The sequence below is a fragment of the Christiangramia gaetbulicola genome (assembly GCF_003054225.1).
GTDB lineage: Bacteria > Bacteroidota > Bacteroidia > Flavobacteriales > Flavobacteriaceae > Christiangramia > Christiangramia gaetbulicola.
This window is the reverse complement of the sequence record NZ_QBKQ01000003.1, coordinates 481,899-508,248: the sequence shown is the minus strand read 5'-3', so window position 1 is coordinate 508,248 and position 26,350 is coordinate 481,899. Positions and strand designations below refer to the sequence as shown.

Annotated in this window: 25 protein-coding genes; 18 read left to right on the top strand and 7 right to left on the bottom strand. The window is 39.0% G+C overall.

Annotation, left to right across the window (positions count from 1 at the left end; all coding sequences use genetic code 11):
* Positions 1-44 precede the first annotated feature (44 nt).
* Complete coding sequence (locus C8P64_RS13860) at positions 45-230, bottom strand: CsbD family protein (protein WP_108172673.1); 186 nt, start codon at positions 228-230, stop codon at positions 45-47.
* A gap of 118 nt (positions 231-348) precedes the next feature.
* Between C8P64_RS13860 and C8P64_RS13855 the strand changes: the two genes are divergently transcribed.
* Together C8P64_RS13855 and C8P64_RS13850 are read left to right on the top strand one after the other, a co-directional pair.
* Positions 349-1,464 (top strand): esterase-like activity of phytase family protein, encoded by a 1,116-nt coding sequence (locus C8P64_RS13855; RefSeq protein WP_108172672.1) that lies wholly within the window; start codon positions 349-351, stop codon positions 1,462-1,464.
* A gap of 39 nt (positions 1,465-1,503) precedes the next feature.
* Positions 1,504-2,028, top strand: coding sequence for a SixA phosphatase family protein (locus C8P64_RS13850; protein WP_108172671.1), 525 nt, complete (start codon positions 1,504-1,506; stop codon positions 2,026-2,028).
* Between the two features lie 3 nt (positions 2,029-2,031).
* On the opposite strand, the gene C8P64_RS13845 is transcribed toward C8P64_RS13850, so the two are convergent.
* The gene (locus C8P64_RS13845; RefSeq protein WP_108172670.1) at positions 2,032-2,778 is read right to left on the bottom strand and encodes a DUF6503 family protein; all 747 of its coding nucleotides are present in this window, start codon (positions 2,776-2,778) and stop codon (positions 2,032-2,034) included.
* Between the two features lie 114 nt (positions 2,779-2,892).
* On the opposite strand from C8P64_RS13845, the gene smpB reads away from it, so the two are divergent.
* Both smpB and C8P64_RS13835 read left to right on the top strand, forming a co-directional pair.
* Positions 2,893-3,348 (top strand): SsrA-binding protein SmpB, encoded by a 456-nt coding sequence (smpB, locus tag C8P64_RS13840; RefSeq protein WP_108172669.1) that lies wholly within the window; start codon positions 2,893-2,895, stop codon positions 3,346-3,348.
* A gap of 43 nt (positions 3,349-3,391) precedes the next feature.
* Positions 3,392-5,857, top strand: coding sequence for a DUF5686 and carboxypeptidase regulatory-like domain-containing protein (locus C8P64_RS13835; protein ID WP_108172668.1), 2,466 nt, complete (start codon positions 3,392-3,394; stop codon positions 5,855-5,857).
* 406 nt (positions 5,858-6,263) lie between these two features.
* On the opposite strand, the gene C8P64_RS13830 is transcribed toward C8P64_RS13835, so the two are convergent.
* From C8P64_RS13830 to ruvX, 3 genes are all read right to left on the bottom strand, one after another.
* Entirely contained in the window at positions 6,264-6,689 is a 426-nt protein-coding gene (locus tag C8P64_RS13830; protein WP_108172667.1) for a DUF5606 family protein, read from the bottom strand.
* Positions 6,690-6,746: 57 nt separating this feature from the next.
* A complete protein-coding gene (def, locus tag C8P64_RS13825; protein WP_108172666.1) occupies positions 6,747-7,337 on the bottom strand; it encodes a peptide deformylase in 591 nt (196 codons plus the stop codon).
* A gap of 110 nt (positions 7,338-7,447) precedes the next feature.
* The gene (gene ruvX / locus C8P64_RS13820; protein WP_108172665.1) at positions 7,448-7,855 is read right to left on the bottom strand and encodes a Holliday junction resolvase RuvX; all 408 of its coding nucleotides are present in this window, start codon (positions 7,853-7,855) and stop codon (positions 7,448-7,450) included.
* 86 nt (positions 7,856-7,941) lie between these two features.
* Between ruvX and C8P64_RS13815 the strand changes: the two genes are divergently transcribed.
* The 3 genes from C8P64_RS13815 to C8P64_RS13805 are packed head-to-tail and all read left to right on the top strand — an operon-like array spanning position 7,942 to position 10,883.
* Positions 7,942-8,757 carry a 2,3,4,5-tetrahydropyridine-2,6-dicarboxylate N-succinyltransferase gene (locus tag C8P64_RS13815; RefSeq protein WP_108172664.1) on the top strand — a complete coding sequence of 272 codons (816 nt, stop codon included), beginning with the start codon at positions 7,942-7,944 and terminating at the stop codon, positions 8,755-8,757.
* Positions 8,758-8,766: 9 nt separating this feature from the next.
* Entirely contained in the window at positions 8,767-9,816 is a 1,050-nt protein-coding gene (locus tag C8P64_RS13810; RefSeq protein ID WP_108172663.1) for a glycosyltransferase family 9 protein, read from the top strand.
* Positions 9,813-10,883, top strand: coding sequence for a UDP-N-acetylglucosamine 2-epimerase (locus tag C8P64_RS13805; protein ID WP_108172662.1), 1,071 nt, complete (start codon positions 9,813-9,815; stop codon positions 10,881-10,883). The genes C8P64_RS13810 and C8P64_RS13805 overlap by 4 nt, the downstream gene beginning before the upstream one ends.
* Here C8P64_RS13805 and C8P64_RS13800 read toward each other — a convergent pair.
* The gene (locus C8P64_RS13800) at positions 10,880-11,638 is read right to left on the bottom strand and encodes a lipopolysaccharide kinase InaA family protein (RefSeq protein ID WP_108172661.1); all 759 of its coding nucleotides are present in this window, start codon (positions 11,636-11,638) and stop codon (positions 10,880-10,882) included. The genes C8P64_RS13805 and C8P64_RS13800 overlap by 4 nt on opposite strands.
* A 74-nt stretch (positions 11,639-11,712) precedes the next feature.
* Here C8P64_RS13800 and C8P64_RS13795 point away from each other — a divergent pair, with 74 nt between their 5' ends.
* The 7 genes from C8P64_RS13795 to C8P64_RS13765 all read left to right on the top strand — a co-directional run bounded on the left by C8P64_RS13795 (position 11,713) and on the right by C8P64_RS13765 (position 18,707).
* Positions 11,713-12,804: a glycosyltransferase gene (locus tag C8P64_RS13795; RefSeq protein WP_108172660.1), complete on the top strand. Its 1,092-nt coding sequence runs from the start codon at positions 11,713-11,715 to the stop codon at positions 12,802-12,804.
* A 99-nt stretch (positions 12,805-12,903) separates the two neighbouring features.
* Positions 12,904-14,001: a glycosyltransferase family 4 protein gene (locus C8P64_RS13790; RefSeq protein WP_245889706.1), complete on the top strand. Its 1,098-nt coding sequence runs from the start codon at positions 12,904-12,906 to the stop codon at positions 13,999-14,001.
* Positions 13,976-14,545, top strand: a complete 570-nt coding sequence (locus tag C8P64_RS13785) for an L-threonylcarbamoyladenylate synthase (RefSeq protein WP_108172658.1) — start codon at positions 13,976-13,978, stop codon at positions 14,543-14,545. The genes C8P64_RS13790 and C8P64_RS13785 overlap by 26 nt, the downstream gene beginning before the upstream one ends.
* A gap of 4 nt (positions 14,546-14,549) precedes the next feature.
* Complete coding sequence (locus tag C8P64_RS13780) at positions 14,550-15,989, top strand: CCA tRNA nucleotidyltransferase (protein WP_108172657.1); 1,440 nt, start codon at positions 14,550-14,552, stop codon at positions 15,987-15,989.
* A 2-nt stretch (positions 15,990-15,991) separates the two neighbouring features.
* Positions 15,992-17,017 carry a COX15/CtaA family protein gene (locus C8P64_RS13775; RefSeq protein WP_108172656.1) on the top strand — a complete coding sequence of 342 codons (1,026 nt, stop codon included), beginning with the start codon at positions 15,992-15,994 and terminating at the stop codon, positions 17,015-17,017.
* A gap of 24 nt (positions 17,018-17,041) precedes the next feature.
* On the top strand, positions 17,042-17,554 hold the full coding sequence (locus C8P64_RS13770; protein ID WP_108172655.1) for an IS1096 element passenger TnpR family protein: 513 nt from the start codon (positions 17,042-17,044) through the stop codon (positions 17,552-17,554).
* 94 nt (positions 17,555-17,648) lie between these two features.
* Positions 17,649-18,707 (top strand): nucleoid-associated protein, encoded by a 1,059-nt coding sequence (locus C8P64_RS13765; protein WP_108172654.1) that lies wholly within the window; start codon positions 17,649-17,651, stop codon positions 18,705-18,707.
* 201 nt (positions 18,708-18,908) lie between these two features.
* Here C8P64_RS13765 and C8P64_RS13760 read toward each other — a convergent pair whose 3' ends face one another.
* Positions 18,909-19,973 (bottom strand): hypothetical protein, encoded by a 1,065-nt coding sequence (locus C8P64_RS13760; RefSeq protein ID WP_108172653.1) that lies wholly within the window; start codon positions 19,971-19,973, stop codon positions 18,909-18,911.
* Between the two features lie 94 nt (positions 19,974-20,067).
* Here C8P64_RS13760 and C8P64_RS13755 point away from each other — a divergent pair, with 94 nt between their 5' ends.
* Genes C8P64_RS13755 through C8P64_RS13740 form a run of 4 tightly spaced genes read left to right on the top strand, consistent with a single transcriptional unit; the run spans position 20,068 to position 26,223 of the window.
* The gene (locus C8P64_RS13755) at positions 20,068-20,973 is read left to right on the top strand and encodes an ABC transporter ATP-binding protein (protein ID WP_108172652.1); all 906 of its coding nucleotides are present in this window, start codon (positions 20,068-20,070) and stop codon (positions 20,971-20,973) included.
* Positions 20,973-21,809, top strand: a complete 837-nt coding sequence (locus tag C8P64_RS13750; RefSeq protein ID WP_108172651.1) for an ABC transporter permease — start codon at positions 20,973-20,975, stop codon at positions 21,807-21,809. Before C8P64_RS13755 ends, C8P64_RS13750 begins: the two co-directional genes overlap by 1 nt.
* Before the next feature lie 22 nt (positions 21,810-21,831).
* Positions 21,832-24,600: a T9SS type B sorting domain-containing protein gene (locus tag C8P64_RS13745; RefSeq protein WP_108172650.1), complete on the top strand. Its 2,769-nt coding sequence runs from the start codon at positions 21,832-21,834 to the stop codon at positions 24,598-24,600.
* Positions 24,601-26,223 (top strand): T9SS type B sorting domain-containing protein, encoded by a 1,623-nt coding sequence (locus C8P64_RS13740; RefSeq protein ID WP_108172649.1) that lies wholly within the window; start codon positions 24,601-24,603, stop codon positions 26,221-26,223.
* Positions 26,224-26,350 lie beyond the last annotated feature (127 nt).

The following is a 26,350-nucleotide window of genomic DNA, read 5'->3' as shown; positions in this document are numbered from 1 at the left end:
GCGGTAAATTTCTTTACCGCCTTTTTTCTATCATTAATTCAAGATCACCATTTATCGATTTCTTTTTTCAGTTCTTCTTTAGACTTTCCAGTCTTTTCCTGCATACGACCAAGCATCTCATCAAACTTCCCTTCAGAATAGGTTACATCATCATCGGTTAGTTTGCCATATTTCTGCTTGAACTCTCCACGAACTTGTTTCCATTTTCCTTCAATCTGATCTTCATTCATAACTAATTGGTTTTTGTTGTTAATAAAATAAAGGTACCTAATCATCACGCTTAGGTATCCCAAGAAACTGCTATTATTGTCTTAAACATTTGTTATTTTTGGAATCCAAATAATCCCCATGAAGAAAATTACCCTCCTGTGCCTTATTTCTATTGTTTTATGCAGCTGCGCGGTAAGCAGGAAGATCGAAAATGACAATGTTGAATTAAGGTTTCTGGACGAATATGTTTTACCTGCAGATACCAGGTTAGAAAATACCGTTGTAGGCGGATTATCTGGTATAGATTACAAGAACGATAAGTTATTTATGGTTTGCGACGATGCCGGTAATCCACGCATTTACCTAGCAGACTTAAGTATTGAAGGTAAAAAGATCAAGGCTATAACTCTGGATCAGATCATTAGCATTAAAAAATCTGAAGAACTTGAAAATAAAGTTTTAGATCTGGAGGCTATTAGATATGATAAAGATCGAACCAAATTTATCGTAACCAGTGAAGGTGCTATCAAGGATGGCAAAGATCCCGGCATTTACGAGGTCTCGATCTTTGGCCGCGCAAATAGATCTTATACGATTCCAGAACATTTTAAGGCTAATACAGATCAAAGACCAAGAAATAATGGGGTCTTTGAGGGAATTACTGAGAGTATCGATAATAAGGGGTACTGGGTCGCAATGGAATTACCCCTGGAGAAAGATGGTCCAAAACCAAAGATCTATCCTTCCAGGTCTCATGTAAGGATGACCAAATTTAACAAGGAGACCGGTAAAGCGACGAAGCAATTCGCCTATAAACTGGACGGGGTTTCAAAATTACCCATCAATTTTTTTGCAGTTAATGGAGTGACCGAAATTTTAGAGTATTCCCAGGATAGATTTTTAGTCCTGGAAAGATCCTATTCTGCTGGATATGGCTCACATGGTAACACCGTAAAAATTTTCGATGTGGATGCTTCTCAGGTCACCAACATCCTGGATAAAAATGAACTGAAGGGCGAAAAATATAAAAAAGCAGAAAAGAAATTGATCTTCAATTTTAAATCGGTTAAAGATCAGCTTACCAAAGAGATCATAGACAATATCGAAGGCATGTGCTTTGGTCCAACTCTTGAAAACGGAGAGCGGTCTTTGATACTTGTTTCAGACAATAATTTCAACAGTTTTGCCGAACAGATAAACCAGTTTATCTTAATGCAAATAAATATCAAGAACGGGAGTTCTGTAACAGATTAGAACTCACATCGTCAAATGTTCAACTAAAACACTTTAGCCATGGCCAATATTATCACTATTTTCTTTTCAATAATTTTAGGGATCACCAATCCTGCAGAAGAAAGCAATATGAATATTCAGCAAAATGAGATCACCACGTATTATTTGATCAGGCATGCTGAAAAAGACAGAAGTGATTCTTCTAATCGAAATCCTGAGCTAACCCAGGAAGGAATGGCCAGAGCGAAAAAATGGGCAGAAGTACTTAAGAACGTTAAGCTTGACGCGGTTTACAGCACCGATTATAATCGAACTCTGCAAACGGCTAAACCTACGGCAGACATGAATAAATTAGAGATCCTTAATTACGACACTAAGAATCTTTATAATGAAGATTTTCAAGAGGCTACGAAAGGGAAAACAGTACTGGTGGTTGGCCATAGCAATACTACTCCTCAATTCGCCAATGCAATCCTTGGTAAAAAAAGATATGGGGATATCGATGATAAGGAAAACGGTGCGCTATTTATTGTGCAGGTTCTTCCTAATGGTGAGACTACCAGCCAGGTGCTTTATATAAATTAAAATTTAAGACCCGAGCTTGACCTTTACATCTTTGGTTTCGATAATAGAAAGCAATTCAAGCTCTCTTTTTTCAAAGAGTTCGTCCAGTTCGCTTAGTGGGGTGGAAAGATCATCATATTTGTAATTTTCATAATCTACAAAACGAATACCTTCAATAATTCGGTGGTTAAAGGCTTTTCTAAAACGCAAACCTCCTTCATTGGTTTCAAAATTATAAGCCAGGTAATCTACTTCGAAATTCTTGGTATCTATCCAGTACATGTATTCATCTTCATGATCTGTACCTCCTCCGTTTTCAGCGAAAGTAACTTTCACTTCAAAATATTCACGACCGGCAATACTGTCCTTACCAATTAGTTCTTTATTAGCGGCTTCAGCGTTCAAACCAAAAGGCAGCTGCACAAAATAGTGTACAGAATTCACAGAATTCCCGTAAGCCACCTTCATAGAGTCGGCTACTTCTACAACGGTATCATTAACCAGTCTTTGGAACCCATTATTATCTAAAATATCACGGATCTCATTTCCCGTGGAATCGGTCATTTTTCTCTGGAGATTGAACTTCCCTCCTTCTCTTTTGCTCTTGTATTCACGATTTCTGAAGACAAAATCAATTTCGGCATTCTTATATCTTTCCCCACCGGCATTCTTAATTGCTTTATCCACGATCTCATTGGCGGTGAGTGCATCTTTTTTCTCGGCACAAGAGGCGAGGGAAAGAATCATCAGGGCGATCAATATATTTTTCATAAGAGGCAATTTGAGTGGCGCAAAAATAGCAATATTTGATTAGTATCCATATTCGCCGAATTTTAAAATTGCTTTAGTATGAAATTAGCTTAAAGCTTGTATTTTTGTGCTTGTATGAAGAATTCTATCAACATAAAGAACCGTAAAGCGAAGTTCAATTATGAGTTCCTGGATAAATATACTGCAGGTATCAAATTAGCCGGAACAGAGATCAAAGCTATACGGGAAGGAAAAGCGAATATTGCCGAAAGTTTTTGTGAATTCAATAATCACGAGCTTTTTGTGATTAATATGCATGTTGAAGAATACTCTCATGCCACCCACTTTAACCACAATCCCAAAAGTGAGCGAAAGCTTTTGATGCAACGCCGGGAATTAAGAAAACTGGAGAAAGAAGTGACCAATTCCGGATTGACCATTATCCCGCTCAGGTTGTTTATCAATGACCGCGGACTCGCGAAATTACAGATCGCCCTGGCCAAGGGTAAAAAACTTTATGATAAAAGGGAAACTATCAAAGACAGGGAAAGTAAGCGTCGTTTAGACCGAATTAAGAAGGATTACAAATAAATTTAAGATCTTTCCGTTCTACTTAAAATCCAAAATCTAATCCATGCTTAAAAAGCTACTTGGGCTAATGCTGCTTTTTGCAGTTTCCCAAATGTCTTCTCAGATCACCGGGGAAGTTAAAGACGAAAAGGGCAATCCCCTTCCTTATGTAAATATTTATACCGAAACAGGCTCAAAAGGTACAACCACCAACGATGACGGCATCTATGAACTCAAAATAAACGAAGCAGGGAATTACACGATCGTTTATCAGTTCCTGGGCTATAAAACACTTAAAAAGCAAATTGAAGCTAAGCCTTTTCCCATTAAAATAGATGTTGTTTTGAAAGCCGAAAGCACAAGTCTGGAGGAAGTTACGGTACAAAGTGGGGATAATCCCGCTAACAGGATCATTAGAAATGCTATTGATATAAGAGAACTAAATGCCGAAAAGCTGGAGTCTTTTACTGCCGACTTTTATTCCCGTGGAATATGGAGGATCAAGAACGCTCCTGAGAAAATTTTAGGCCAGGACGTGGGTGACCTTGGCGGAGGTCTTGACTCCACCCGAAGCGGAATTGTTTATTTGAGTGAAACCATTTCAGAGATCGCTTATCAGAAACCCGATGATTTTAAGGAGAAGATCATCGCTTCTAAAGTAAGCGGGGATGATAATGGCTTCAGTTTGAATTCGGCGCAGGAGGCCTACTTTTCTTTTTACGAAAACACTTTGGAGATCAATAGTGAAATGGTCTCCCCTATTGCAGATTACGCTTTTAACTACTACAAGTATCAACTCGAAGGAACTTTTTTTGATGACTGGGGCAACCTTATTAACAAGATCAAAGTAACTCCGAAGCGAGAAAACGACCGTGTTTTTTCAGGGTTTATCTACATCGTGGAAGATCTCTGGCAAATTTACGGTGTAGAACTCACCACCACCGGAAAAGCGGTGCAGGTGCCGCCAATAGAAGAACTGGTTTTCAGGCAGAATTATAAATATTCTAAAGAGAACCAGCTTTATATACAGATCTCGCAAAGCGTGGATTTCAGTTTTAAAATGTTTGGCTTTGGCGGCGACGGAAGATTCACGGCTGTCTACAGCGATTATAATTTCAACCCGCAATTCACAAAAAACAGCTTTGGAAGAGAGATCCTGAGTTTCCAGGAGCAAGCCAATAAAAAAGATTCACTGTACTGGAAAGAAAAAAGACCGGTTCCCTTAACTACCGAAGAGATCGAAGATTATGTAAAAAAAGACAGTATCCAGGAAGTGAAAAGCACCAAGAAATATAAGGACTCTGTAGATACGGTCCGCAATAAATTTGGCATTACCGATGTAGTTTTTGGATATTCTTATACAAATTCCTGGAAGCACCGGAGTTTTAGTATCAGTGCTCCTGTAACTGGAATTGGTTTCAACACGGTGCAGGGTTGGAATACAGATGTGACCTTATCTTACAGGCAGAGAACCGGTGAAGATCAGGAGAATTACTGGCGAATCTTTTCAAATATAGATTATGGTTTAAGTGAAGATAGGTTCAGGATCAAAGGTGGTTTTTTCAAGAAGTTCAACAATTTCGATAAGCCAGTACTTAGCATTTCTGGCGGAACCAGCGCGGAACAGATCAATGATAAAGAACCAATTCCTCCTCTTTTAAATAGTATCACCACAATTTTCTTCGAGCGAAATTACATGAAGCTATATGAAAAAAGCTTTGCCCAGATCGGCTATGGTCAGGATGTGTTTCCCGGTATCAATTTGTCTGGGGAATTCGCATGGGAGAACAGGAAGGCCCTAACGAACCATACAGACCACGTTATCATAGACTGGGAAGATCGTGAATACACCTCGAATAATCCACTGCAACCGGAAAATTTAGGAAGCCTTCCTTTTGAAGGACATTCAATTTTCAAAACAAATCTTACTGCAGATATCACTTTTGGCCAGAAATATATGAGTTATCCAAATGGTCGCTATGATGTGTATGAATCCAAATATCCCAAATTAAGACTCGGATGGGAAAAAGGATTTGGCGGCAGCGAAAACAAATACAATTTTGACCAGTTCAAGGCCGAAATAAGACAGAACCTGGACCTCGGTAATAAAGGTGAATTCCAATATCTCTTAAACGGAGGGATCTTCTCGAATGCTGAGGAGATCAGCCTGGTAGATTATCAACATTTCAATGGAAACCAGACCAGGATAGGTTTTGGAAGTTATGTAGGTAAATTCAATTTAATGCCTTATTACAACCTCAGCACCAACCATAATTATGCTGAGATACATGCCGAACATGATTTCCAGGGCTGGGCACTTGGAAAATTACCCCTGATCAATAAACTGAACTTCAACCTGGTAGTTGGAGCACACAGGTTGATCACTGAAGACAGAAATCCTTATTCAGAATACTCGGTGGGAATCGATAATCTTGGATTCGGGAAATTCAGGTTCCTGAGACTGGATTATGTGGTTTCAGACTTTGGAGGAAAAAGGGATGGCGCTTTTATCTTCGGGCTTAAGTTCTAGATCACACTAAAGCAATTGTCATTTCGACGAAGCATAGCGAAGGAGAAATCTATTTTCGTAGCGTTACTATATAAGAGATCTCTCCCTTTGGTCGAGATGACAAAAAAATCCTGAAATAAATTAAACAATTACACATGTCATTTCGAAGAAGAGCAACGACTGAGAAATCTCAATAAAATTAGAGATCTCTCCCTATGGTCGAGATGACAACAGACCCTAAAAGTCCCGAAGCATCGGGACAGGTTGACAATTCTATCAAAACACCTCTCCGTACGTCATGCTGAACTTGTTTCAGCATCTCAACAATAAGACCCTGAAACAAGTTGAGGGTAACGAGTTTTAAACAATAAAAAAAGCTGAAATTTAAAATTTCAGCTTTTAATTTATGCGATAAGGATTCTGAATTCTATTCTTCTTCATCCCTGGTTTCTTCAGCCTTCTCTTCTTTAGAAAAATCTGTGAAACCGTTTTTTATCAATATGTTATACCACTGGAAGATCTTTTTCATATCACTGGCATACACCCTGTCCTCATCATAGTCTGGAAGTACCTCAGAAAAATAATCTTCAAGCTCTTTCTTAGATGCTTTATGGCTGATAGCTTCCTCACCATTCTCTTTTTCCTTGATCTTCTGGAAAACTTCACCTAACGGAATCTCCTCTGTATAAGTATAAATAGCGATCTCGCTTAAAATACTCACATTGTGACGCATATTCACTGCGATCTTCTTCCCATCAAGTAAAGATTTTGCTACAAAGCCACCTCTGGTTTGAGCTGTAAGCTCATATAAACCGGGTTTTCCAGAAATAGCAAGAATTTTATCTAATCCCATAGTATTTTTTTATTTAGGTTGGCAAATATCAATTCCCAGGTTCAATTATCAAAGCCTTTAGCGGGCTTTTTTTGCATTAGGAAAACGCATTTTATATTCAACATTAATCTTCCCTTTAGAAATATTCGCCAGTTTGCTTTTTATCAATCTCTTTTTCAGGCTGGAAAGCTTATCGGTGAACAAGATTCCTTCAATATGATCATATTCATGCTGAATCACTCTTGCTGCCAATCCTGAGTATGTATCGGTGTGTTTTTCCCAATTCTCGTCATAATACTCGATAGTGATATCGGGTTGTCTAAAGACGTCTTCACGAACTTCAGGAATACTTAAACAGCCTTCACTAAAAGCCCATTCTTCACCGGTCTCTTCAATGATCTGGGGATTAATAAAAACCTTTCGCATATCCTTTAGCGCTTCCTGTTCTGTTTCGTCTAATTCTTCATCTTCTGCGAAGGGAGCGGGATCTATCATAAAAATCCTGATAGGAAGTCCTACTTGTGGAGCGGCTAGACCAACTCCGTAAGCATTATACATGGTATCCCACATATTGTTGATCAATTCCTCAAGTTTCGGATAATCCTTATCGATCTCTTTGGCTTTCTTTTTTAAAACCGGATCTCCGTATGCTACAATTGGTAAAATCATTCTTTAAAGTTTTCAGCTTCAAGCCTTAAGCTATAAGCTTCTTTTTAATTTATTAATATCTAATAATAATTCTGTCAGGCATTTAAACCTTAGTCCTTAAACAATTGACCTTATTCATAGAGCCAGGTTTGCAATATTATCGTGGCACTAATCTCATCAACCAGGGCCTTATCGCGTCGCTTCTTTTTCTTCAATCCTCCATCGATCATGCTCTGCACGGCCAATTTACTGGTAAAACGCTCATCTACTCTTTCTAAAGGCATATCAGGAAATTTTTCAGAAAACTTCTTTAAGAATTCCTGAATATGAACCTCACTTTGAGAAGGCGTATCATCCATCTGCTTTGGTTCACCGACCAAAACCCGTTCCACTTTCTCATTTTTGAAATAGTCTTCAAGAAATTTTATAAGTTCAGGAGTTTGAACCGTAGTAAGACCAGAAGCGATCATCTTCAATTCATCGGTAACGGCTATTCCCGTTCTCTTTGTTCCGTAATCCAGGGCTAAAATTCTGGGCATTTCAAAAATTTAGGCAAAGGTAAGGTTTATATTCGTTTGTCCATAAATATTGCCTTATAGCTATTATATTTGAAAAAAATTAGAATATGGATCAATTGAAATCGAAAATAGAAGAGGCCTGGGAGAACAGAGACCTGCTTTCAAATAAAGAAACCATAGACGCAATTAGAAAGGTCGTTGAACTTTTAGACAAAGGAGAATTGCGTGTGGCTGAACCAACTGCTGATGGATGGCAGGTAAATGAATGGGTAAAGAAAGGCGTTGTACTTTACTTCCCTATTCAGAAAATGGAAACCCTGGAAGCCGGAATTTTCGAATATCACGATAAGATCCCTTTGAAAACAGGATATAAAGAAAAAGGAATTCGTGTGGTACCTAATGCCGTAGCCAGACATGGAGCCTATATTTCTTCAGGAGTAATCATGATGCCGAGTTATGTAAATATTGGAGCATATGTAGATGAAGGGACGATGGTAGACACCTGGGCAACAGTTGGAAGCTGTGCGCAAATTGGCAAGAACGTTCACCTTAGCGGTGGAGTTGGAATTGGTGGTGTTCTTGAACCACTTCAGGCTGCCCCAGTGATCGTCGAGGACAACGCTTTCCTAGGATCAAGAAGTATTGTAGTAGAAGGGATCAGAATCGAAAAAGAAGCTGTTCTAGGTGCCAATGTAGTGTTAACTGCTTCCACCAAGATCATCGATGTGACGGGTGACGAGCCAAAAGAATTTAAAGGATATGTTCCGGCAAGATCTGTAGTGATCCCGGGAAGTTATACCAAAAAATTCCCTGCGGGTGAATACCAGGTACCCTGTGCTCTTATCATTGGAAAAAGAAAGGAAAGCACCAATAAAAAAACTTCCCTGAACGATGCGCTACGTGAATATAACGTGGCAGTTTAGATCTTAAAATTGAAGATACTTGTAATACAGATAAAAATGATTGGGGATGTGCTTACATCCTCAATCCTCTTTGAGGCCCTTCGGAAGGAATTCCCGGAAGCCGAACTGCATTACATGATCTATGAGCATACGTACCCGGTTGTCCAGAACAACCCGAATATCGATAAGTTTATTTTTACCGATAAGGATAGATCATTGAGAAACCTTATCCAGATGACCAAAAAAGAAAAATATCATGCGGTCATCGATGTCTATTCCAATTTAAAAACTGCCCTCATAACAGGGTTTTCTGGCGCTAAATTTCGTATAGCTTACAATAAGAAATATACACGTCCGCTTTGTACACATTTGTTCAGTAGGAATATCCAGGCACAAACTAATGCTGGTGCAGCTATTGAAAAAAGAATGCGGATGCTGAGTCCGTTATCCCCAAATTTTCCTCTGGAGATCAAACCAAAGATATTTTTGACCGAAGAGGAAAAGAACCATGCTAAAAAGAAATTGGAAAAAGCAGATATAGACCTTTTCAGTACTCTATATATGATTGGCGCTCTGGGAAGTTCAGAAAAAAAGACCTATCCTCTTCCCTATTTAGCCGAGTTACTGGATGAAATCGTTAGACGAACAGATGCTAATCTTCTTTTTAACTATGTACCTTCCCAAAAAACAGATATAGAAAATATTTACCAGCTTTGCCAATCGGAAACACAGGAACGTATTCACCTGGATATTTATGGAAAGAGTCTAAGGGAGTTCCTGGCTTTAACCTCACATTGCGATGCCCTGATCGGGAACGAGGGTGGAGCGGTAAATATGGCTAAGGCATTAGATATTCCAACTTTCGCTATTTTCTCCCCCCCACTGAATAAAGAGAACTGGAATATGTATGAGGATGGGAAGAAAAATGTATCGGTACACCTTAAAGATTATCAGCCGGAATTATTTAAGAGTAAGACCTTTAAAGAACTTTCAAAAGATAATACCGAGCTTTATAACAAATTGAAGCCATCACTTTTCACAGATAAATTGCAGCATTTTTTAAAGCAAAATTCCAAATGAAATACCGGTTCCTAATATATATCAACCATACTTATGGACTGCCCATAGGCCTCCCTATACAGGAGCAGGCTCAAAAAATGGGATTTTCCCTGAAATGGTTTTCAGGTATGGAGGAACCAAAGAAGTATTTCCCCGAAAATGGAAATTTAATTAAAACTGTTGAAGAGGCGATCGACTATGACCCGCATTTTGTTCTGGCGATTACAGACACGGTGCCTGATTTCTTTCCGGGTTTGAAAGTCCAGATCTTTCACGGTTTTCCAGCCAATAAAAGAAAAGGTACAGATCAATTTGTCATTAGAGGTTTTTTCGACCTTTATTGCACACAAGGGCCTTCCAGTACTGGGCCGTTCAAAAAGCAGCAGGAAAAGTACAAGAGTTTTGAAGTGATCGAGACTGGTTGGTCTAAAATGGATCCGCTTTTCCCATTGGAACCTACCAATAATGAAAAACCAGTGATCCTGATCTCTTCCACCTTTACACGCTATTATAGCCTGGCTTTAAGAGATGAAGTAGTTAAGGAAATAGAGAGATTATCGAAAACAGGGAAATATCAGTTCATTGCGACCCTACATCCCAAACTTGATCGTGAGACCGTAAAAAAATTCAAGGCTCTTGAAAATGAAAATTTTACTTTCCACGACACCACAGATCTTATCCCCTTATTCAAAAAAGCCGATATCATGTTCTCTGATACCACATCGGCTATTATCGAATTTTTAATTCAGCGGAAACCGGTGGTCACCTTTAAAAACAATATGCCTGGGCCATATCTTATAGATATAGAAAATGTCGCAGATATTGAAAGTTCTTTTGACCTGGCGCTTTCCAGACCGGAAGATCTCATTTCTGAAATTGAGAAATTCGCTAAGTTTTCCCATCCTTATTCAGATGGCAATTCCAGTGAAAGAGTGATCAAGGCCTGCATAGATTTTCTGCATTCAGATAAATCCCATCTTAAGAAGAAGCCGTTAAATCTCATTCGAAGATATAAGATAAGAAAGCAGCTAAACTATTTCACCTTTAAATCGAATAGAGAAGCCCCATATATTCCAAAGCAAGATTAATTTTTCCAGAATTTCAGCTTTTTCTTCAATCGCTTCTTTCGTTGAAATTTCTCCTGGAATTGATTGGTATAGAACCACATTTTCTCAAAAACTTCAGCCTTCGGCCTGTCGATCAATTTTGCATATTCATCGGCCATTACTTCTACCATTTCCTTTTTCGGCGTAAGCCTGGAGAAATTCAACATGCGTTCTTCAAAATTCAGCTCCTTAAAATTCATTCGATTCAGATCTACCAGAAAAAAATTATAATCATCACCTTTTTTCTGAATTAAGGTATTTCCCGGAGAATGATCCAGGAATTGAACTTGCTTTTCATGAAGCTCGAAAGTGAACCTGGTAAAAGCTCTAAGGATATTCTCGTAATCTGGATAGCCTGGATCTGTTACCAGCTCCCGGTAGGTTAGATCTGCCTTGATCTGCTCGCTGATATAATAACTTTCTCCAAAGGTTAATCCAGATTGATTGATGCAGTAAGCGATAGGATCTGGAGTGCCAATTCCTTTCTTCTTAAGCACAAGAGCGTAATTATAAGATCTTTCAGCTTTGGATTTTCTAAAATACTTGTAGGCAATTTTATTTACCAGGTTCGGTATTTTAAAAGATTTTATATTAAAAATCCCCTGCTCCAGTTCAAAAAGCTTGATAGTATTCCGGCCTTTATCAAAAAGGGTTTCCCCTTCACTTTCGAACTCTCGGATAAGTTCTTCTATCTTTTCCCTGGAAATGTTAGAATCGGGATTAATGCTGCAGTTCATGCGTCAAAATTAAGAAACCTAAAAATTAAATTATAAGCAAGTATATAATATCTTAAAAAAATTATTTTTGTTCCATGAAGATCCTGCACGTTTCAACAATTATAGAATGGCGAGGAGGCGATAGCCAAATGCTTACCACTTATAATATCCTTAAAGATTTTTCTGATATTGATCAATTGATCTTATGCCCTAGCGGTTCTGTTTTGGAATCTAAATGCATAGATCTGAATATCCCCCACTATACTGCCGAGAGAAAATCCAAATTTTCTCTGGCCTTTATCAAACAGCTGGTAAATGTTGTTCGAAATGAAAATGTGGATGTGCTGCATGTTCATGATTCTAACGCATTTTCATTAAGTATGCTGGCCTTGAAATTCCTGAAAGATGTAAAGTTTGTTTATTCGCGAAAGCGCAATAACCGCATCAAGAAAAATTACTTCAAGAATTTAAAATATAATAATAAGAGAATAAAAAGCATCGTATGTGTTTCCAATGCCGTTAAAGAGGTTTTGCTACCGGTGGTTGAAAAGCCCGAGAAGATCAAGGTAATTTATGACGGGATCGATGTTTCAAAATTTAATCCCAAGAAATCCCGGGAAATACTGGAAAAGGATTATGATATTTCTCCAGACACTATCATTATTGGAAATATCGCAGGACTCACCAAACAAAAGGATCTCTTTACTTTTATTGAAGCGGCAAAAGAAATAAAGTCCAGCCATCATGGAAAAATCAAATTCCTTATTGTGGGACAGGGTCCTTTAGAAAAAGAATTAAAAGATTTTCGTGATGATTTAGGACTGCAGGAAGATGTTATTTTTACGGGTTTCAGAAAAGATGTCCCTGAAATTCTCCCTGAATTTGACCTTTTTATGATCTCTTCGGAAACTGAAGGTTTACCACTATCTATCATGGAAGCCTTTGCCTGCAAAGTTCCTGTAGTTGCCACAACTGCAGGTGGTACCGGGGAAGCAATAGAAAATAAGATCACCGGGATGATTTCTCCGGTTAAGGATGCAGCTGCACTTGCTAAAAATGTACTATTGACATTAAACGATCCTGAACTTAAAAATTCTATGATCGAAAATGCCTATGAACTTGTCCACCAAAAGTTCACTCTCGAGGTTATGCAGAAAGAATATTATGAATTCTACAAGAATCTTTAAACGAATAAAAGCTGTAAAAGCAATTTCATTAAAGGAGTTTATTTTTTCAATGGCAACATGTTGAATGATCATAAAATAAAAATCCTTCATTTATCTGCCGTGAAAAACTGGGGCGGTGGTGAAAATCACATAGAAAACCTATGTTCAGAGCTTAATGAAATCGATCCTGAAATAGAAAACACTATTTTATGTGTGCGAAATTCAGCTTTTCATAAGAAAATCAAGAACTCCAGATTCCAGGTAGAATCTGCTCCCCTCACTATTAAAATGGATCTTCGTTATGCTGGTAAGATTCTTAGTCTTTCAAAAAAACAGAAAATAGACCTTATACATATTCATGATTCTACTGCCCTGACCCTGGCAATCATGGCAACGAAACTCGGAAAATTACCTCCTTATGTGCTCAGCAAAAAAACTTCTTTTCCCATCAAAGATCGTGGTCGTACCCTTTATAAATACAATCACGAAAACATAAAAAGGATCTTTTGTGTCTCTAAGGAAACCCAAAGAATTACATCTGAAAAAATCGAAGATCCGTCTAAACTAACTACTATTTATCACGGTACCAGTTTAGACAAAAAAAACAAGCATTCTTTAGACCTTCGCGAGGAATTCAAAATACCTGGTTCCAAGGTTTTAGTTGGCACTATAGCTAATCATATAAGAGCGAAAAATCTAAATACCTGGATAGAGATGATAGACTATCTGGTTAATCGAAAAAAGATCAATGATTTTCACTTTGTCCTAATTGGCAGCCATACTAACAGAACTCCAGCTTATAAAGACAAACTCAAAAAATTAGGACTACTAAAGCAAGTAAGTATCACTGGTTTTATTGAAAATGCTTCAGCTCTCATTCCGCAGTTCGACATTTCAATTCTTACTTCACAAAGCGAAGGAGTGCCACAATTTATTTTTGAAAGTTTCTATTATAAAGTTCCGGTAGTGAGCACGAATGTTGGGGGAATTCCGGAAATTATTGAATATGACATTAACGGCATGCTAACCAATCCACATGAACCTCAAAGTTTAGCAGATAAATTGATAGCTTTGTCGCAGGATAAAGTTTTAAGAAATAAATTTGCAGAAAGATCATACAAGAAACTAATCGAAAACTTTACCACCAGAAAAATGGCTGAGCAAACCTTAGCCGAATATAAAAAAGTGCTTTATGGAACGAATGGAACAGGAAATTAGAAATTGCTTAGACGTCTTAAAAAAGGGAGGTATCATTTTATATCCAACAGATACCGTATGGGGAATTGGATGTGATGCTACCAATGCCGACGCAGTGGACAAAGTTTATCAATTAAAGAAAAGGGAAGAATCTAAAGCACTGATCTGCCTTGTTTCAAATTTCAAAATGCTGGAGCAATATGTGGAAGAAGTTCCTGAAATGGCCTACGATATATTAAAATACGCCAAAAAACCAACTACGATCATTTATGATAAACCTATCAGGATCGCTGAGAATCTGGTTGGTGAAGATGAATCCCTGGGCATAAGAGTGGTGAGAGATACTTTCTGCTCAGATCTTATCAAAAAACTGAAACGACCTTTGGTTTCTACTTCGGCAAATGTAAGCGGCCAGCCTACACCGCAATCATTCGATCAAATCACTCCTCAAATTTTAAAAGGTGTAGACTATGTAGTAAATTTGCAGCGTTCAAAAAAATCACCGAGACCATCAGCGATAATCAAGTTGAGCAACGACGGTCAGGTGAGTGTGATACGCAAATAGACAGATGCCGAAATACCACAATTACAGCAAAGCCTTACATCATAAAATATTCAATGTTATTTCAGAAGCTGCAGATGAATTGTCTGTGGATGCCTACGTAATTGGAGGTTTTGTTCGTGATCATATCCTGGATCGCGGCGATCATAAAGATATAGACATTGTATCTATTGGCAGTGGTATAGAACTGGCCAAAAAGGTTGCTGAAAAGTTACCTAATAAGCCAAAAGTCCAGGTATTCAAGAACTTTGGTACCGCCATGCTTCGTGACGGAGATATGGAAATTGAATTCGTGGGAGCCCGAAAGGAAAGTTACCGTAAAGATAGCCGTAAACCTATCGTGGAAGACGGAACCCTGGAGGACGACCAGAACCGCAGGGATTTTACCATAAATGCCCTGGCGCTTAAATTGAATAAAGATGGGTTTGGAGACCTGTTAGATCCATTTAACGGGTATGAAGACCTTAACAACAGGATCATCAGAACTCCGCTGGATCCAGATATCACCTATTCAGACGATCCATTAAGAATGTACCGCGCCATCAGGTTCGCTACCCAGCTTAATTTTATTATTGAAGCTGAATCTTTAAATGCTATAGAGCGTAACAAAGAACGAATTAAGATCATTTCCAAGGAAAGGATCCTAGATGAACTGAATAAGATCATGTTGAGCGATAAACCTTCCAAAGGTTTCGCTCTTTTATATAAAACCGGACTTCTAAAAAAGATCCTGCCGGAGCTGACGGCCCTGCAGGGAATTGATGAAGTAGAAGGTCAAACCCATAAAGACAACTTCTGGCATACCCTGGAAGTTGTAGACAATATTTCTAAAAACACCGATGATCTTTGGTTAAGATGGGCTGCTTTACTCCATGATATTGGAAAGGCACCTACCAAAAAATTCCATAAAAAGATCGGGTGGACATTTCATGGTCATGAGTTCGTTGGCGCTAAAATGGTCTTTAAACTATTTAAAAGACTCAGGTTACCTCTTAACGAGAAAATGAAATTCGTTCAGAAGATGGTCTTGATGAGCTCCAGGCCTATCGTGATCGCCGATGACAGCGTAACCGATTCGGCCGTGCGCAGGCTTATTTTTGATGCCGGGGATCATATTGAGGATCTTATGACCCTTTGTGAAGCCGATATCACCACCAAGAATCCCAAGAGATTCAAAAAATACCATAATAATTTCAAGCTGGTTCGCAAGAAGATCGAAGAAGTTGAAGAGCGTGACCATGTAAGGAATTTCCAGCCACCTGTAAGTGGTGAAGAGATCATGGAAACTTTCGGCATCAAACCAAGCCGGGAAGTGGGACAGATCAAAGACGCTATAAAAGAGGCAATTCTGGAAGGTGATATACCAAATGAGTATGAACCGGCCAGGGATTTCATGATCGAAAAAGGTGAAAAACTTGGATTAACGGTGGTTAATACTGAAAAATAAAGATGTATAGAAAATCGGTAAAAGTTTCGCTCGTTCTTGTTTACCTGGTGATTATAGCAGGAGCTGTAGTTAGAATGACCGGTTCCGGAATGGGATGCCCGGACTGGCCAAAATGTTTTGGATACTACATCCCTCCTACCGAGATCACTGAACTGGAATTTCAGCCAAACAGGGATTATAAAAAAGGTCAGGTGATCATTGTAGATCAAAGCCTGAAAGTTGCGGTTGAGGATTTCAAGACTGCAGAAGAATATCAGCCTTCCAACTGGGAGAATTACGAAAAACACGATTACGCGATCTTCAATCCCACGCACACCTGGGTAGAATATATCAACCGATTGCTTGGTGCATTAGCCGGTATTGCAGTGCTTATAATGGCCCTTCTATCCCTGAAAAAGATAAGATTCAGAAAAAGAATTCCAATCCTATCCTGGTTATGCGTTTTCATGATGGGATTCCAGGCATGGCTTGGAGCAACTGTAGTATATTCGGTTCTGGCACCGGCTAAGATCACAGTGCATATGGTCATGGCCTTAGTCATCGTTGCCGTGCTCCTTTATCTTCTGAAGATCTCTTCAGAAAAAGAATCCAACCAGTATAAAACAAAGACATTTCAAACCTTATTGGGCATTGCGGTAATATTAACCCTTATCCAGGTGGTTATGGGAACCCAGGTACGACAGTTCGTAGATGAGCAGATTCGGAGCTTAGGTTACGATGCTAAAGAGAGCTGGCTCGCCGACCCGAATATCACTTTTTACGTACACAGGTCCTTTTCCATAATCGTATTACTGGTTAATTTGGCCTTATGGTGGAAAAACAGGAAACTGAACCTCAACCTTAACCGGATCAACATAGTAATAGGTTTGATCCTTTTAGAAGTAGCTACCGGGGTCGCCATGTATAATTTCGATTTTCCATTTCTTTCCCAACCCCTTCATCTTGTGATCGCTTCCCTGCTTTTCGGTTTTCAGTTTTACCTGTTAATGGAAAGCATTTATGCCACAGAGAAGATTAAAAAATTGTAACTTTGACCTCCAAATTTTTTAGATATGGTATATAGATTCCGAGTAATTCTCGATGCTGATGAAGATGTTTTCAGAGATATAGAAATACTACAGGAAAGCACCCTGGAAGACCTTCACAACACTATCGTCCAGTCCTTTGGCTTTGACGGTACAGAGATGGCTTCGTTTTATATTAGCGATGATGAGTGGAACCAGGGCGAAGAGATCCACCAGTTCGATATGAGCGGTCACGATACTTCGATTAAATTAATGAATGAAACTTCTTTAGACAGCATACTTTCAGAAAAACAAACGAAACTTATTTACGTTTACGATTTTCTGAAAATGTGGACTTTTTTCGTGGAATTAGGTCAGATCGCCGAGATCGAAGAAGGAAGAGATTATCCAAACCTGATGTATGTTCATGGGCAGATCCCGGAAAATGCTCCCGAAAAGGAATTTACCGGTGAAGATGAAGGCATCCTGAACGGTGATTACGATGATGACTTCGATACAGATGGATATGACGATTTCGAATTTGACGAAAACTGGAATTAATCCATTTCGGTAATTTACCCGAATAATATCTTCTGAGAAACTTCTTTCAGAATTCACATTTTTCAACTTTATTTAGTCAAAACTTCAGATATAGATGATCAATCTTTTTAATGCCCAAATTGAATCACTTTCCATACATCGCGTAGGAAACAAGAACAGGGGCGAAAACATCTTCGTTTCCGCTTCTACTTTTCATTTAAATGATGAAATAAAGCCTTTGATCAAGGAATATTTTCTGAAACCATTCCGGGAAAAAGAAGAATCTTACTATCGTTTTAGTCATGAAACAGATATTGAGTTCAACGAATTGTATAACCTGGCCAACCAGATCTTCGACGATCCTTATAACACTCATGAGTATTCTAAAAAGATCGCTACTATCCTTTATGAGCAGTCTACCCATCCGCATATTAAAAGCGGAGAGGTATACGTGGTGTATTTTGAAGGACTTCAGCTGGATAACGAAAAAGTTTCCGGAATCGGGATCTTTAAATCTGAATTGAAACATGATTTCCTTCAATTCGAGCAGAAGCAAAGCAACCTGGAAATGATCGTTCAGCAAGGAGTTAACCTTCAGAAACTGGATAAAGGGGCTATTATTTTCAACAAGAATCGCGAAGAGGGATATAAGATCCTTTCTGTAGACTCAAACCGTTACGATACTAAATACTGGCTGGAGAATTTCCTTGGTGTGGATGTATTGGCAGATGAGAACTATTTCACCAAGAACTATCTGAACTTTGCGAAAAACTTCGCTAAAGATGTGGTTTTACCTGCAGAAGATAAAAAGCAGGAAGTGATGTTCATGAACAGAAGTATGGATTATTTCGCTAAAAATGATGATTTTGAAGAGTCAAATTACATCAATTCTGTGATAGACAATCCGGCTTTGATCCCTGAATTTCAGAATTACAAAACCGAAAAAGCTCCTAAATACAAGGTAGAAGATCTTACCAATTTCCCTATCGCGAATAAAGCGGTAACCGACGCCCGTAAAAAGATCAAAAACGTGATCACTCTGGATACGAACATCCAGATAAAAATGGATTTTGTAAATGCTGAATCTGCGGAAAAATTCGTGGAGAAAGGCTGGGACGAGGAAAAACAGATGTATTACTACCTGGTTTATTTTAATAAGGAAGAAAAGAAATAAAAATAAAACTGTCACTGCGAACGAAGTGAAGCAGTCTCAATAAAGAGATTCCTTCGCTTCGCTCGGAATGACAAATACTGAAGTTCATTTCGAAAAACCTTTATTGTCATTCAGAGCGAAACTTAGTGTAGCGAAGAATCTACCACAGGGAATTTAACTAATATGAGATTCCTCCCGCGTCGGAAGAACAATCATTAAAAGTTACTCTAACAATCTCTTCATATTCACATTCTCATAATTACGTTTTACGAAATCCAGCGCTGTTCTTAAGATCTGCCCCATGGTACTGGCACGTTTGAATTTCATATCCTTGGAAAAAGCGTAAAGATCATTTCTCAACTCTTTGACATTATCCTTGGTAGACACATGATCGTTGATCATGCACCTGATAAGTTCTTTATACCTGCTTTGAGTATTGATCATTCTCTTGGCTAACAATGAGCGTTCTTCCTTGCGATATTGCTCTATGGAAGAATCCTCTAACTTATCTGAAACCAGCTTAACCATTTTATAATTCTCCTTGAAGAACTGAGGTCGGTAGACCTTCAAGTTTCCTTCAAAACACTGCTGATCGAAATCTATCGCCCGAATCTGGTATTCCACATGATCAAAATCGTGGGTTGGGATGACCACATAATTGTAGGATCTCATATCTCCTAACAAGCGAACGGTACATCTCTCATTGAATTTCACAAATTGCTTAGCGATCTGGGTCTGGGCTCTTAGGTCGCAATCTGGCAAATGATCTTCTATAAATACATCCCCAGGGATCCCGGCAATATGCTCTTCGATAAGGGTATCCTTATAAACGAGAAAGTTGATACGGTGTGGAGATAATAAATGTTCAAATTCCAGCCCGTATAATCTGGAAGCATCAGCTTTCTTCACGTAGAAATAAGTAAAACTATCGTTCAGGATATTCCTGACCTTTATTCTGAATGGTTTTGAATTTCCGAAGGTGCAATAGTCGATAGCATCAACATTCAGGTAATCCAGCGAATCCTCGCTACCATCTGAATGCAGGATGGTATAAACTTTTTTAAGGCTGTTATCTATCTCTATCCTTTCATGGTCTGGATAATAACAACGCACCCAGAATGTATCTTCATCATGCTGGTCATACACTACGATAGATCCTGAAAACCTTAGCAGATCATCATAAAAAACGGGAATTTTAGTATTGCGGTTATATTTTGCAAGATATCTATTGAAGCGTTCATTGATAGGAAATGCCGGCTTCTTCTTTGACATCAGTTTTTCGTCCATAGTTATCCTCGTTTTCCTCAAAATTAAGGTTATTATAGGGAAACCTGTAACAAAATCCTATTTTAGACGTCGTATTTTAAACACTTCACCCATCTTGGAAACAATTTTAAGTTTAAATAACCTTACGAAACGATTTGGCAGGATCACCGCCGTCGATAATCTGAGTTTCAGTATCGAAAAAGGGAACGTCTACGGAATTCTAGGACCTAATGGTAGTGGGAAATCCACTACTCTAGGCATGGTCCTTAATGTTGTAAATAAAACTTCAGGGGATTTTCAATGGTTCGACGGTAACATGTCAACCCATGAGGCCCTTAAAAAAGTAGGCGCGATCATAGAGCACCCAAATTTCTATCCTTATATGACCGCGGAACAGAACCTGAAGCTAGTCTGCAAAATTAAGGGGACAAAAAAAAGCAAGGTTGCCGAGAAACTTGAGATCGTTGGACTCCTGGACCGGAAAGACAGCAAGTTTAAGACTTTTTCTTTAGGTATGAAGCAGCGTTTAGCCATTGCCTCTGCCCTGCTAAACGATCCTGAGATCCTTATTTTAGATGAACCTACCAATGGGTTGGATCCTCAAGGAATCCACCAGATCAGGGAGATCATTCGAAAGATCGCCGCCGGAGGAACTACTATTTTATTAGCTTCACATCTTCTGGATGAAGTTGAAAAGGTATGTTCTCATGTGGTCATTATCAGGAAAGGTGAAAAATTATATAGCGGGCCGGTAGACCAGATCATCAACAGTTTTGGGTTTTTCGAGTTGAAGGCTACAGATATGACCAAACTCGAGGAATTGCTGCGAACGCATCCTAAAATTGGTAATATCACCGAAAAAGAAGGCACTTTGACGGCCATTCTTGATGAACCAATGGAAGCCGAAGAGATCAACAGATTTCTATTTGAAAAAGGACTTTCTCTTTCATATCTAAATAAACGTAAGGAAAGCCTGGAAGAACAATTCCTTCAATTAACCAACCAAACCGCTCAAAACTAATGCTACGTTTACTCGAAATAGAATATAACAAATTACGCTATAGCCGTTCTGCAAGGATATTGATCATCACTTATTTTATCCTGATCACTTTTATAGCGCTTATCGCATCTATCGAATTCAAAATTGGAGAATTCGAATTCAGGGTGGCAGATCAGGGCATTTTCAATTTTCCTTATATCTGGCACTTTAACAGTTATATAGCGGCCATTTTGAAATTATTCCTGGCTATTGTAATCGTGTCCATGATGTCTAATGAATACAGTAACCGGACCATCAAACAAAACCTTATAGACGGGCTTAGCAAAAAGGAATTCGTGCTTTCTAAGTTTCTTACAGTGTTGGCTTTTTCTGGAATTTCAACCTTGTTCCTTTTTGTAGTGACCTTGATACTTGGTCTATCATTTTCAGATTATAATGAACTGTCGATCGTGTTCTCAGACCTGGAATATCTACTGGCCTACTTCATAAAACTAACCGGCTTTTTCGCTTTCTGTATGTTTTTAGGTATACTGGTAAAAAGATCGGCATTTGCTTTAGGCTTCCTGGTGGTCTGGGTAATTATTGAGAATATAATCTACGGAATATTAAATTTCAGGATCTTCAAGGGCACTGATATAGCAGGGAAGATCATGCAGTTTTTCCCGTTAGAATCGATGAGCAATCTCATCGTAGAACCTTTTTCAAGACTGAATGCCGTGCAGGCAGCCGCAAACCAGATAGGAGGGGAACTGAACAAGGATTATGGCATTCACTGGTATCAGTTAATAATAGTTAGCATCTGGATCCTTATATTTGTTTATTTCTCCTTTATTCTTCTGAAGAAAAGAGATTTATAGCAATTTGGGGAAACACTTGCAGATGGAGTTAAGATATCTTATCGTATGTATACTTTCTGTTTTCGTATATACCGCGGCATTAGCACAAAAAGAAGCGGCTAACTGGTATTTCGGAGACGGGGCGGGAATATCATTCCAATCTGGAAGCCCGGTACCACTTAACAATGGTAAGCTGCAAACCATAGAAGGATCTGCCTCTATCTCAGATAGGAATGGAAACCTCCTTTTCTATACAGATGGTTCCACCGTTTATGATCGGAATCATAATGTAATGCAAAACGGAACCGGACTCAAGGGAAATGTTTCCAGTACTCAATCTGCTATTATTGTTCCTAAGCCAGCGAATCCAGGCTCCTATTTTATTTTTACTATAGATAAGCCAGATTATTTCAGGATCACTAATGATCCTATTGAAGGAGTACATTTTTCTGAAGTAGACATGTCCCTGAACAATGGGAATGGCGGTGTGGTGACCGGCCAAAAGAACATTCATCTGGTTACCTATAATCCTTCAGACCCACTCGAAAACGAGTTTAAAAGTTCAGAAAAGATATCTGCGGTGATAAGTGGGGACTGCGTGTCCTATTGGGTAGTGACCCAGTTCGCCAATAGATTTTATTCTTTCAGGGTTAGTTCTTCCGGGGTAAATACCGACCCTGTGGTTTCTACTATAAATAACAATTTCAGGCCGCTTATAAATGATCAGGACCTTAATGTAACTGCTCCCGGATATCTAAAAATATCTCCTGACGGAAAAAAAATGGCGGCCGCTTACAGTGGTACAGCCCTGGGAAGTCCACGTTCAGGTGGAGCAAAAAAGACCGGAAAGGTTTTTTTATATGACTTTGATGATATGACCGGAAAGGTTTCAAATGAACAATTGTTACTGGCAAATGCTTATCCTTATGGAGTAGAGTTTTCTGCGGAATCAAAGAAACTATATGTAACCTCTAACACCTATAGTAATGATGATATTTTGCAGAGCGGAGAGTTATATCAGTTCAATCTCGAAGCTGCAAATATCCAGGCATCTATAAATAATATACATAGCTCGAGAAATGTCGCCGGGGCTTTGCAGTTAGGTATAGATGGAAAGATTTATCGTGCTGGATATCCTACAGATGGTGGCGGATTTGAGGAATGGGAAAAGCTCTCGGTGATCCATAAACCTGAAGAAAATGCTTCCGCGGTAGATTACAGACATAATTCTTTTAGTGTCGCGCCGAGAGATGTAAAACTAGGTTTACCTCCATTTATTCAGTCTCTGTTCAATACTAATTTTGAATACGATAATATTTGCCTGGGAGATCAAACAACTTTCACTATTGCGGGAGATGATCCTTTTGATTCTGTCCTTTGGGATTTTGGCGACGGTAATACTTCCCAGCAAGAAAGTCCAACTCATACTTTTGCTGAAGCCGGCACTTATACCGTGAGCCTTACCAGGATCGTGAACGGCCTTCCACTGGAACCCGTGTGTGAAGAGGTAACAATTTTCGATATCCCTACAGTTCCTTCAGATTACGTTTTGAAACAATGCGATGTTCAGGATGATAATAGTACCGATGGACTGGCAGAATTCAATCTTCAACTGGCAAAGGATTTTCTAACCCAGGGAAACCCGGGACTACAGCTTTATTTTTATGAAAATAGACAGGCCGCTCTTAATGATACGGAGAATCAAAATTCACTGAATAATATATACAGAAACAAAACTCCCAATCAGGAGATATTTGTAAAAGTAGTTGGTTTTGGAAGTACCTGTTCAGATTTATCACCAATGCGCCTTCAAACCACAGAAAGTGTAGACCTCTACCCTTCTCCCGTAGCCGGGTGTGATATAGGCGGTGGTGAAGCTCAGTATAATTTCGCAGCCATCGAGGCAAATGCGATTTCTGAACTTGGTCTGGACAATACCGTGAGTCTTACTTTTCATAAATCTGAAGATGATGCCATCCTCGGTGAAAACCCGCTACCAGACAATTATGTTTCAGAACCCGGCACCTTTTATATACGAGCTAACAGTGAAAGTTTTTGCTATGGTTTTGGATCTATCGAGCTAAAGGTGACCACCCTCCCCCAGGTAAAACAGATCAATGAATTGAGTGGCTGCAACACCGATTTTCCTCTTGAACTGGGAACAGATATTGATGTAGAAAATCCCGAAGATTATATTTTCCAGTGGAGCACAGGTGAAACCGGCAGTAGTATTGAAGTGTATAATGGCGGCATCTATACCCTCAACCTGATCCTGAACGAATCTGGTTGTGGCAGGGAAATTACCTATAATGTTGAAAAATATCAGGCTCCGGAAATTAACCAGATACAGGTTGAAAATCATGGCGCAGATAATGAATTGAACGTGGTCACAAATTCTGAAGCTGATGAAAACACAGTATATGCAATTGATGACATCAACGGTCCCTACCAATCCAGTCCGGTTTTCAGAGAAGTTCCCGGAGGAACGCATACGATCTATGTGAAAAATGACAAAGCCTGTGAAATTGGCGAATCCAATGTTACGCTTTTTGGATTTCCACCCTACTTCACTCCCAACAACGATGGATACCACGATCGGTGGAGACCCTATGATATTCCCGATCCAGAGTATAAGTTAAAAGGAATCCAGATCTACGACCGGTATGGAAAATTACTGGTAGAGTTGCCCTATGATACAAAAGGTTGGGACGGCACTTTTAATGGCAGACCTATGCCCTCTAATGATTACTGGTTTAATGCCGTGATGGAGAATGGTAGCATTTTTAAAGGTCATTTCACTCTTAAAAGGTAAATGGTGAAAAAAATCCTGTTTTCAATCTTTCTACTTTTTTCTGCATTCTCATTTGCTCAAACCGAAACCAGTAACTGCTCTGGTGCCATTAAAATTTGCGGTGACGGAGCTATCTCCAGTAATGCTAATGGCGTGGGCCAGCAGGAACTTACCGGAAGAAACAATTGTTCCAGCGAGGAACACAACAGCCTTTGGCTGGAAATAGAAATCACCAAAGCGGGTACACTAGGCTTTACGCTGAAACCTACAAGTAGCGATCTGGAAATCGATTATGACTTTTTCATTTTTGGCCCAAATGTAAGTTGTGGTTCCCTGGGCGAGGCAATTCGCTGTTCCACTACCAATCCCCTGGCTTCAAATTCAACTTCTAACCACACGGGAATGAATGACCGGCAAACCGACACCAGCGAAGGACCGGGACAGAACGGAAACAATTTTGTTCGTTCCCTGGATGTACTTCCTGGAGAAACATATTTTATAGTTATTGACAGGCCTATTGGTAATAGTCCTTTTGAACTTGAATGGAATGGAACCTCCACTGTAGGAGAATTTCCATTTCCAGAAGGTCCTGATATCAATAAACCCAATGATCTTCAAACCTGCAATGCAAATGGGGTCTCAGATTTTGACATAAGCAGTACAGCCGGTGAGATCATTTCACAAAACAATACCAGCCTTAGCTATCACGAAACTTTAGCAGATGCTTCAGATAACACAAACCAGATTCAAGGCTCATATACGAGCAATTCACCTGTAAAAACGATTTATGCCCGGGTAGAAAATGATCTAACCGGTTGTGCCGAGATCACGGAATTTGATCTTATCATAAACGACGGACCTATTCTAAATGAAAATAATATCATTGAGCAATGTGATCTTGATCAAAATGGACTGGAAGAATTTGTACTAACAGATCAGAATTCTACAATTCTGAATGGATTGAATCCTAATGATTACCTCGTAGAATATTTTTACAGCCCTGATGAAGCAAACGTCAGGCAAAACCCAATTCCTACAGATTATAGTTCTGCTGGAAATGAAACCATTTATGCCAGGGTTTCAGAATCTTCAAATCCCGATTGTTTCAATATTGCTGAAGTGAGCCTGATAGTAAATTCGCCACCCCAAATTGAATCTTATACCGTCATCCAGCCACAGGTAAATTCAAACAGTAATACCATAAGTTTGGAAATAGATAGCGCTTCAGAATATGAATATTCAATTGGAAATATCGATGGCCCTTATCAAACAAGCACCATTTTTAACAATGTCAATTCTGGTTTACAGACTGTCTACATCAGAGATCTTAAAGGTTGCGCCGTTATCACCAGGGATATACTCATTCTTGGTTATGACAATTTCTTTAGCCCAAATAATGACGGCATAAATGATCTCTGGCAATTAAAAGGTGTAGATCCAGAATTAGCGAGCGCAACAGAGATCTTCATTTTTGATCGATACGGAAAATTACTTCAGAAATTATCCGCAAATGACCGGGGTTGGGATGGCACCTATAACGGAAGGGAATTACCGGAAGACGAATACTGGTTCAGGGTAAATATCCGGAACACTGGAGAATTCAATGGACACTTTTCACTAGTTAGACGAATATTAAAAAATTGAATAAGCCCCTTTAATTGCTTAATTTACAAGCCTTGACTTTTTGAAAGATATCAACTCTGGTTTTTAAAATTTCAGAGAATTTAAAACCTGAATTTCTCGATTGTCGTACGTAAATAATGTCAGTAAG

What these genes read in the sequence shown, in the direction of transcription:
- C8P64_RS13860 (WP_108172673.1), bottom strand. Translation starts at nt 230, where the DNA reads ATGAATGAAGATCAGATTGAAGGAAAATGGAAACAAGTTCGTGGAGAG.
- C8P64_RS13855 (WP_108172672.1), top strand. Translation starts at nt 349, where the DNA reads ATGAAGAAAATTACCCTCCTGTGCCTTATTTCTATTGTTTTATGCAGC.
- C8P64_RS13850 (WP_108172671.1), top strand. Translation starts at nt 1,504, where the DNA reads ATGGCCAATATTATCACTATTTTCTTTTCAATAATTTTAGGGATCACC.
- C8P64_RS13845 (WP_108172670.1), bottom strand. Translation starts at nt 2,778, where the DNA reads ATGAAAAATATATTGATCGCCCTGATGATTCTTTCCCTCGCCTCTTGT.
- smpB (WP_108172669.1), top strand. Translation starts at nt 2,893, where the DNA reads ATGAAGAATTCTATCAACATAAAGAACCGTAAAGCGAAGTTCAATTAT.
- C8P64_RS13835 (WP_108172668.1), top strand. Translation starts at nt 3,392, where the DNA reads ATGCTTAAAAAGCTACTTGGGCTAATGCTGCTTTTTGCAGTTTCCCAA.
- C8P64_RS13830 (WP_108172667.1), bottom strand. Translation starts at nt 6,689, where the DNA reads ATGGGATTAGATAAAATTCTTGCTATTTCTGGAAAACCCGGTTTATAT.
- def (WP_108172666.1), bottom strand. Translation starts at nt 7,337, where the DNA reads ATGATTTTACCAATTGTAGCATACGGAGATCCGGTTTTAAAAAAGAAA.
- ruvX (WP_108172665.1), bottom strand. Translation starts at nt 7,855, where the DNA reads ATGCCCAGAATTTTAGCCCTGGATTACGGAACAAAGAGAACGGGAATA.
- C8P64_RS13815 (WP_108172664.1), top strand. Translation starts at nt 7,942, where the DNA reads ATGGATCAATTGAAATCGAAAATAGAAGAGGCCTGGGAGAACAGAGAC.
- C8P64_RS13805 (WP_108172662.1), top strand. Translation starts at nt 9,813, where the DNA reads ATGAAATACCGGTTCCTAATATATATCAACCATACTTATGGACTGCCC.
- C8P64_RS13800 (WP_108172661.1), bottom strand. Translation starts at nt 11,638, where the DNA reads ATGAACTGCAGCATTAATCCCGATTCTAACATTTCCAGGGAAAAGATA.
- C8P64_RS13795 (WP_108172660.1), top strand. Translation starts at nt 11,713, where the DNA reads ATGAAGATCCTGCACGTTTCAACAATTATAGAATGGCGAGGAGGCGAT.
- C8P64_RS13785 (WP_108172658.1), top strand. Translation starts at nt 13,976, where the DNA reads ATGGAACGAATGGAACAGGAAATTAGAAATTGCTTAGACGTCTTAAAA.
- C8P64_RS13780 (WP_108172657.1), top strand. Translation starts at nt 14,550, where the DNA reads ATGCCGAAATACCACAATTACAGCAAAGCCTTACATCATAAAATATTC.
- C8P64_RS13775 (WP_108172656.1), top strand. Translation starts at nt 15,992, where the DNA reads ATGTATAGAAAATCGGTAAAAGTTTCGCTCGTTCTTGTTTACCTGGTG.
- C8P64_RS13770 (WP_108172655.1), top strand. Translation starts at nt 17,042, where the DNA reads ATGGTATATAGATTCCGAGTAATTCTCGATGCTGATGAAGATGTTTTC.
- C8P64_RS13765 (WP_108172654.1), top strand. Translation starts at nt 17,649, where the DNA reads ATGATCAATCTTTTTAATGCCCAAATTGAATCACTTTCCATACATCGC.
- C8P64_RS13760 (WP_108172653.1), bottom strand. Translation starts at nt 19,973, where the DNA reads ATGGACGAAAAACTGATGTCAAAGAAGAAGCCGGCATTTCCTATCAAT.
- C8P64_RS13750 (WP_108172651.1), top strand. Translation starts at nt 20,973, where the DNA reads ATGCTACGTTTACTCGAAATAGAATATAACAAATTACGCTATAGCCGT.
- C8P64_RS13745 (WP_108172650.1), top strand. Translation starts at nt 21,832, where the DNA reads ATGGAGTTAAGATATCTTATCGTATGTATACTTTCTGTTTTCGTATAT.
- C8P64_RS13740 (WP_108172649.1), top strand. Translation starts at nt 24,601, where the DNA reads ATGGTGAAAAAAATCCTGTTTTCAATCTTTCTACTTTTTTCTGCATTC.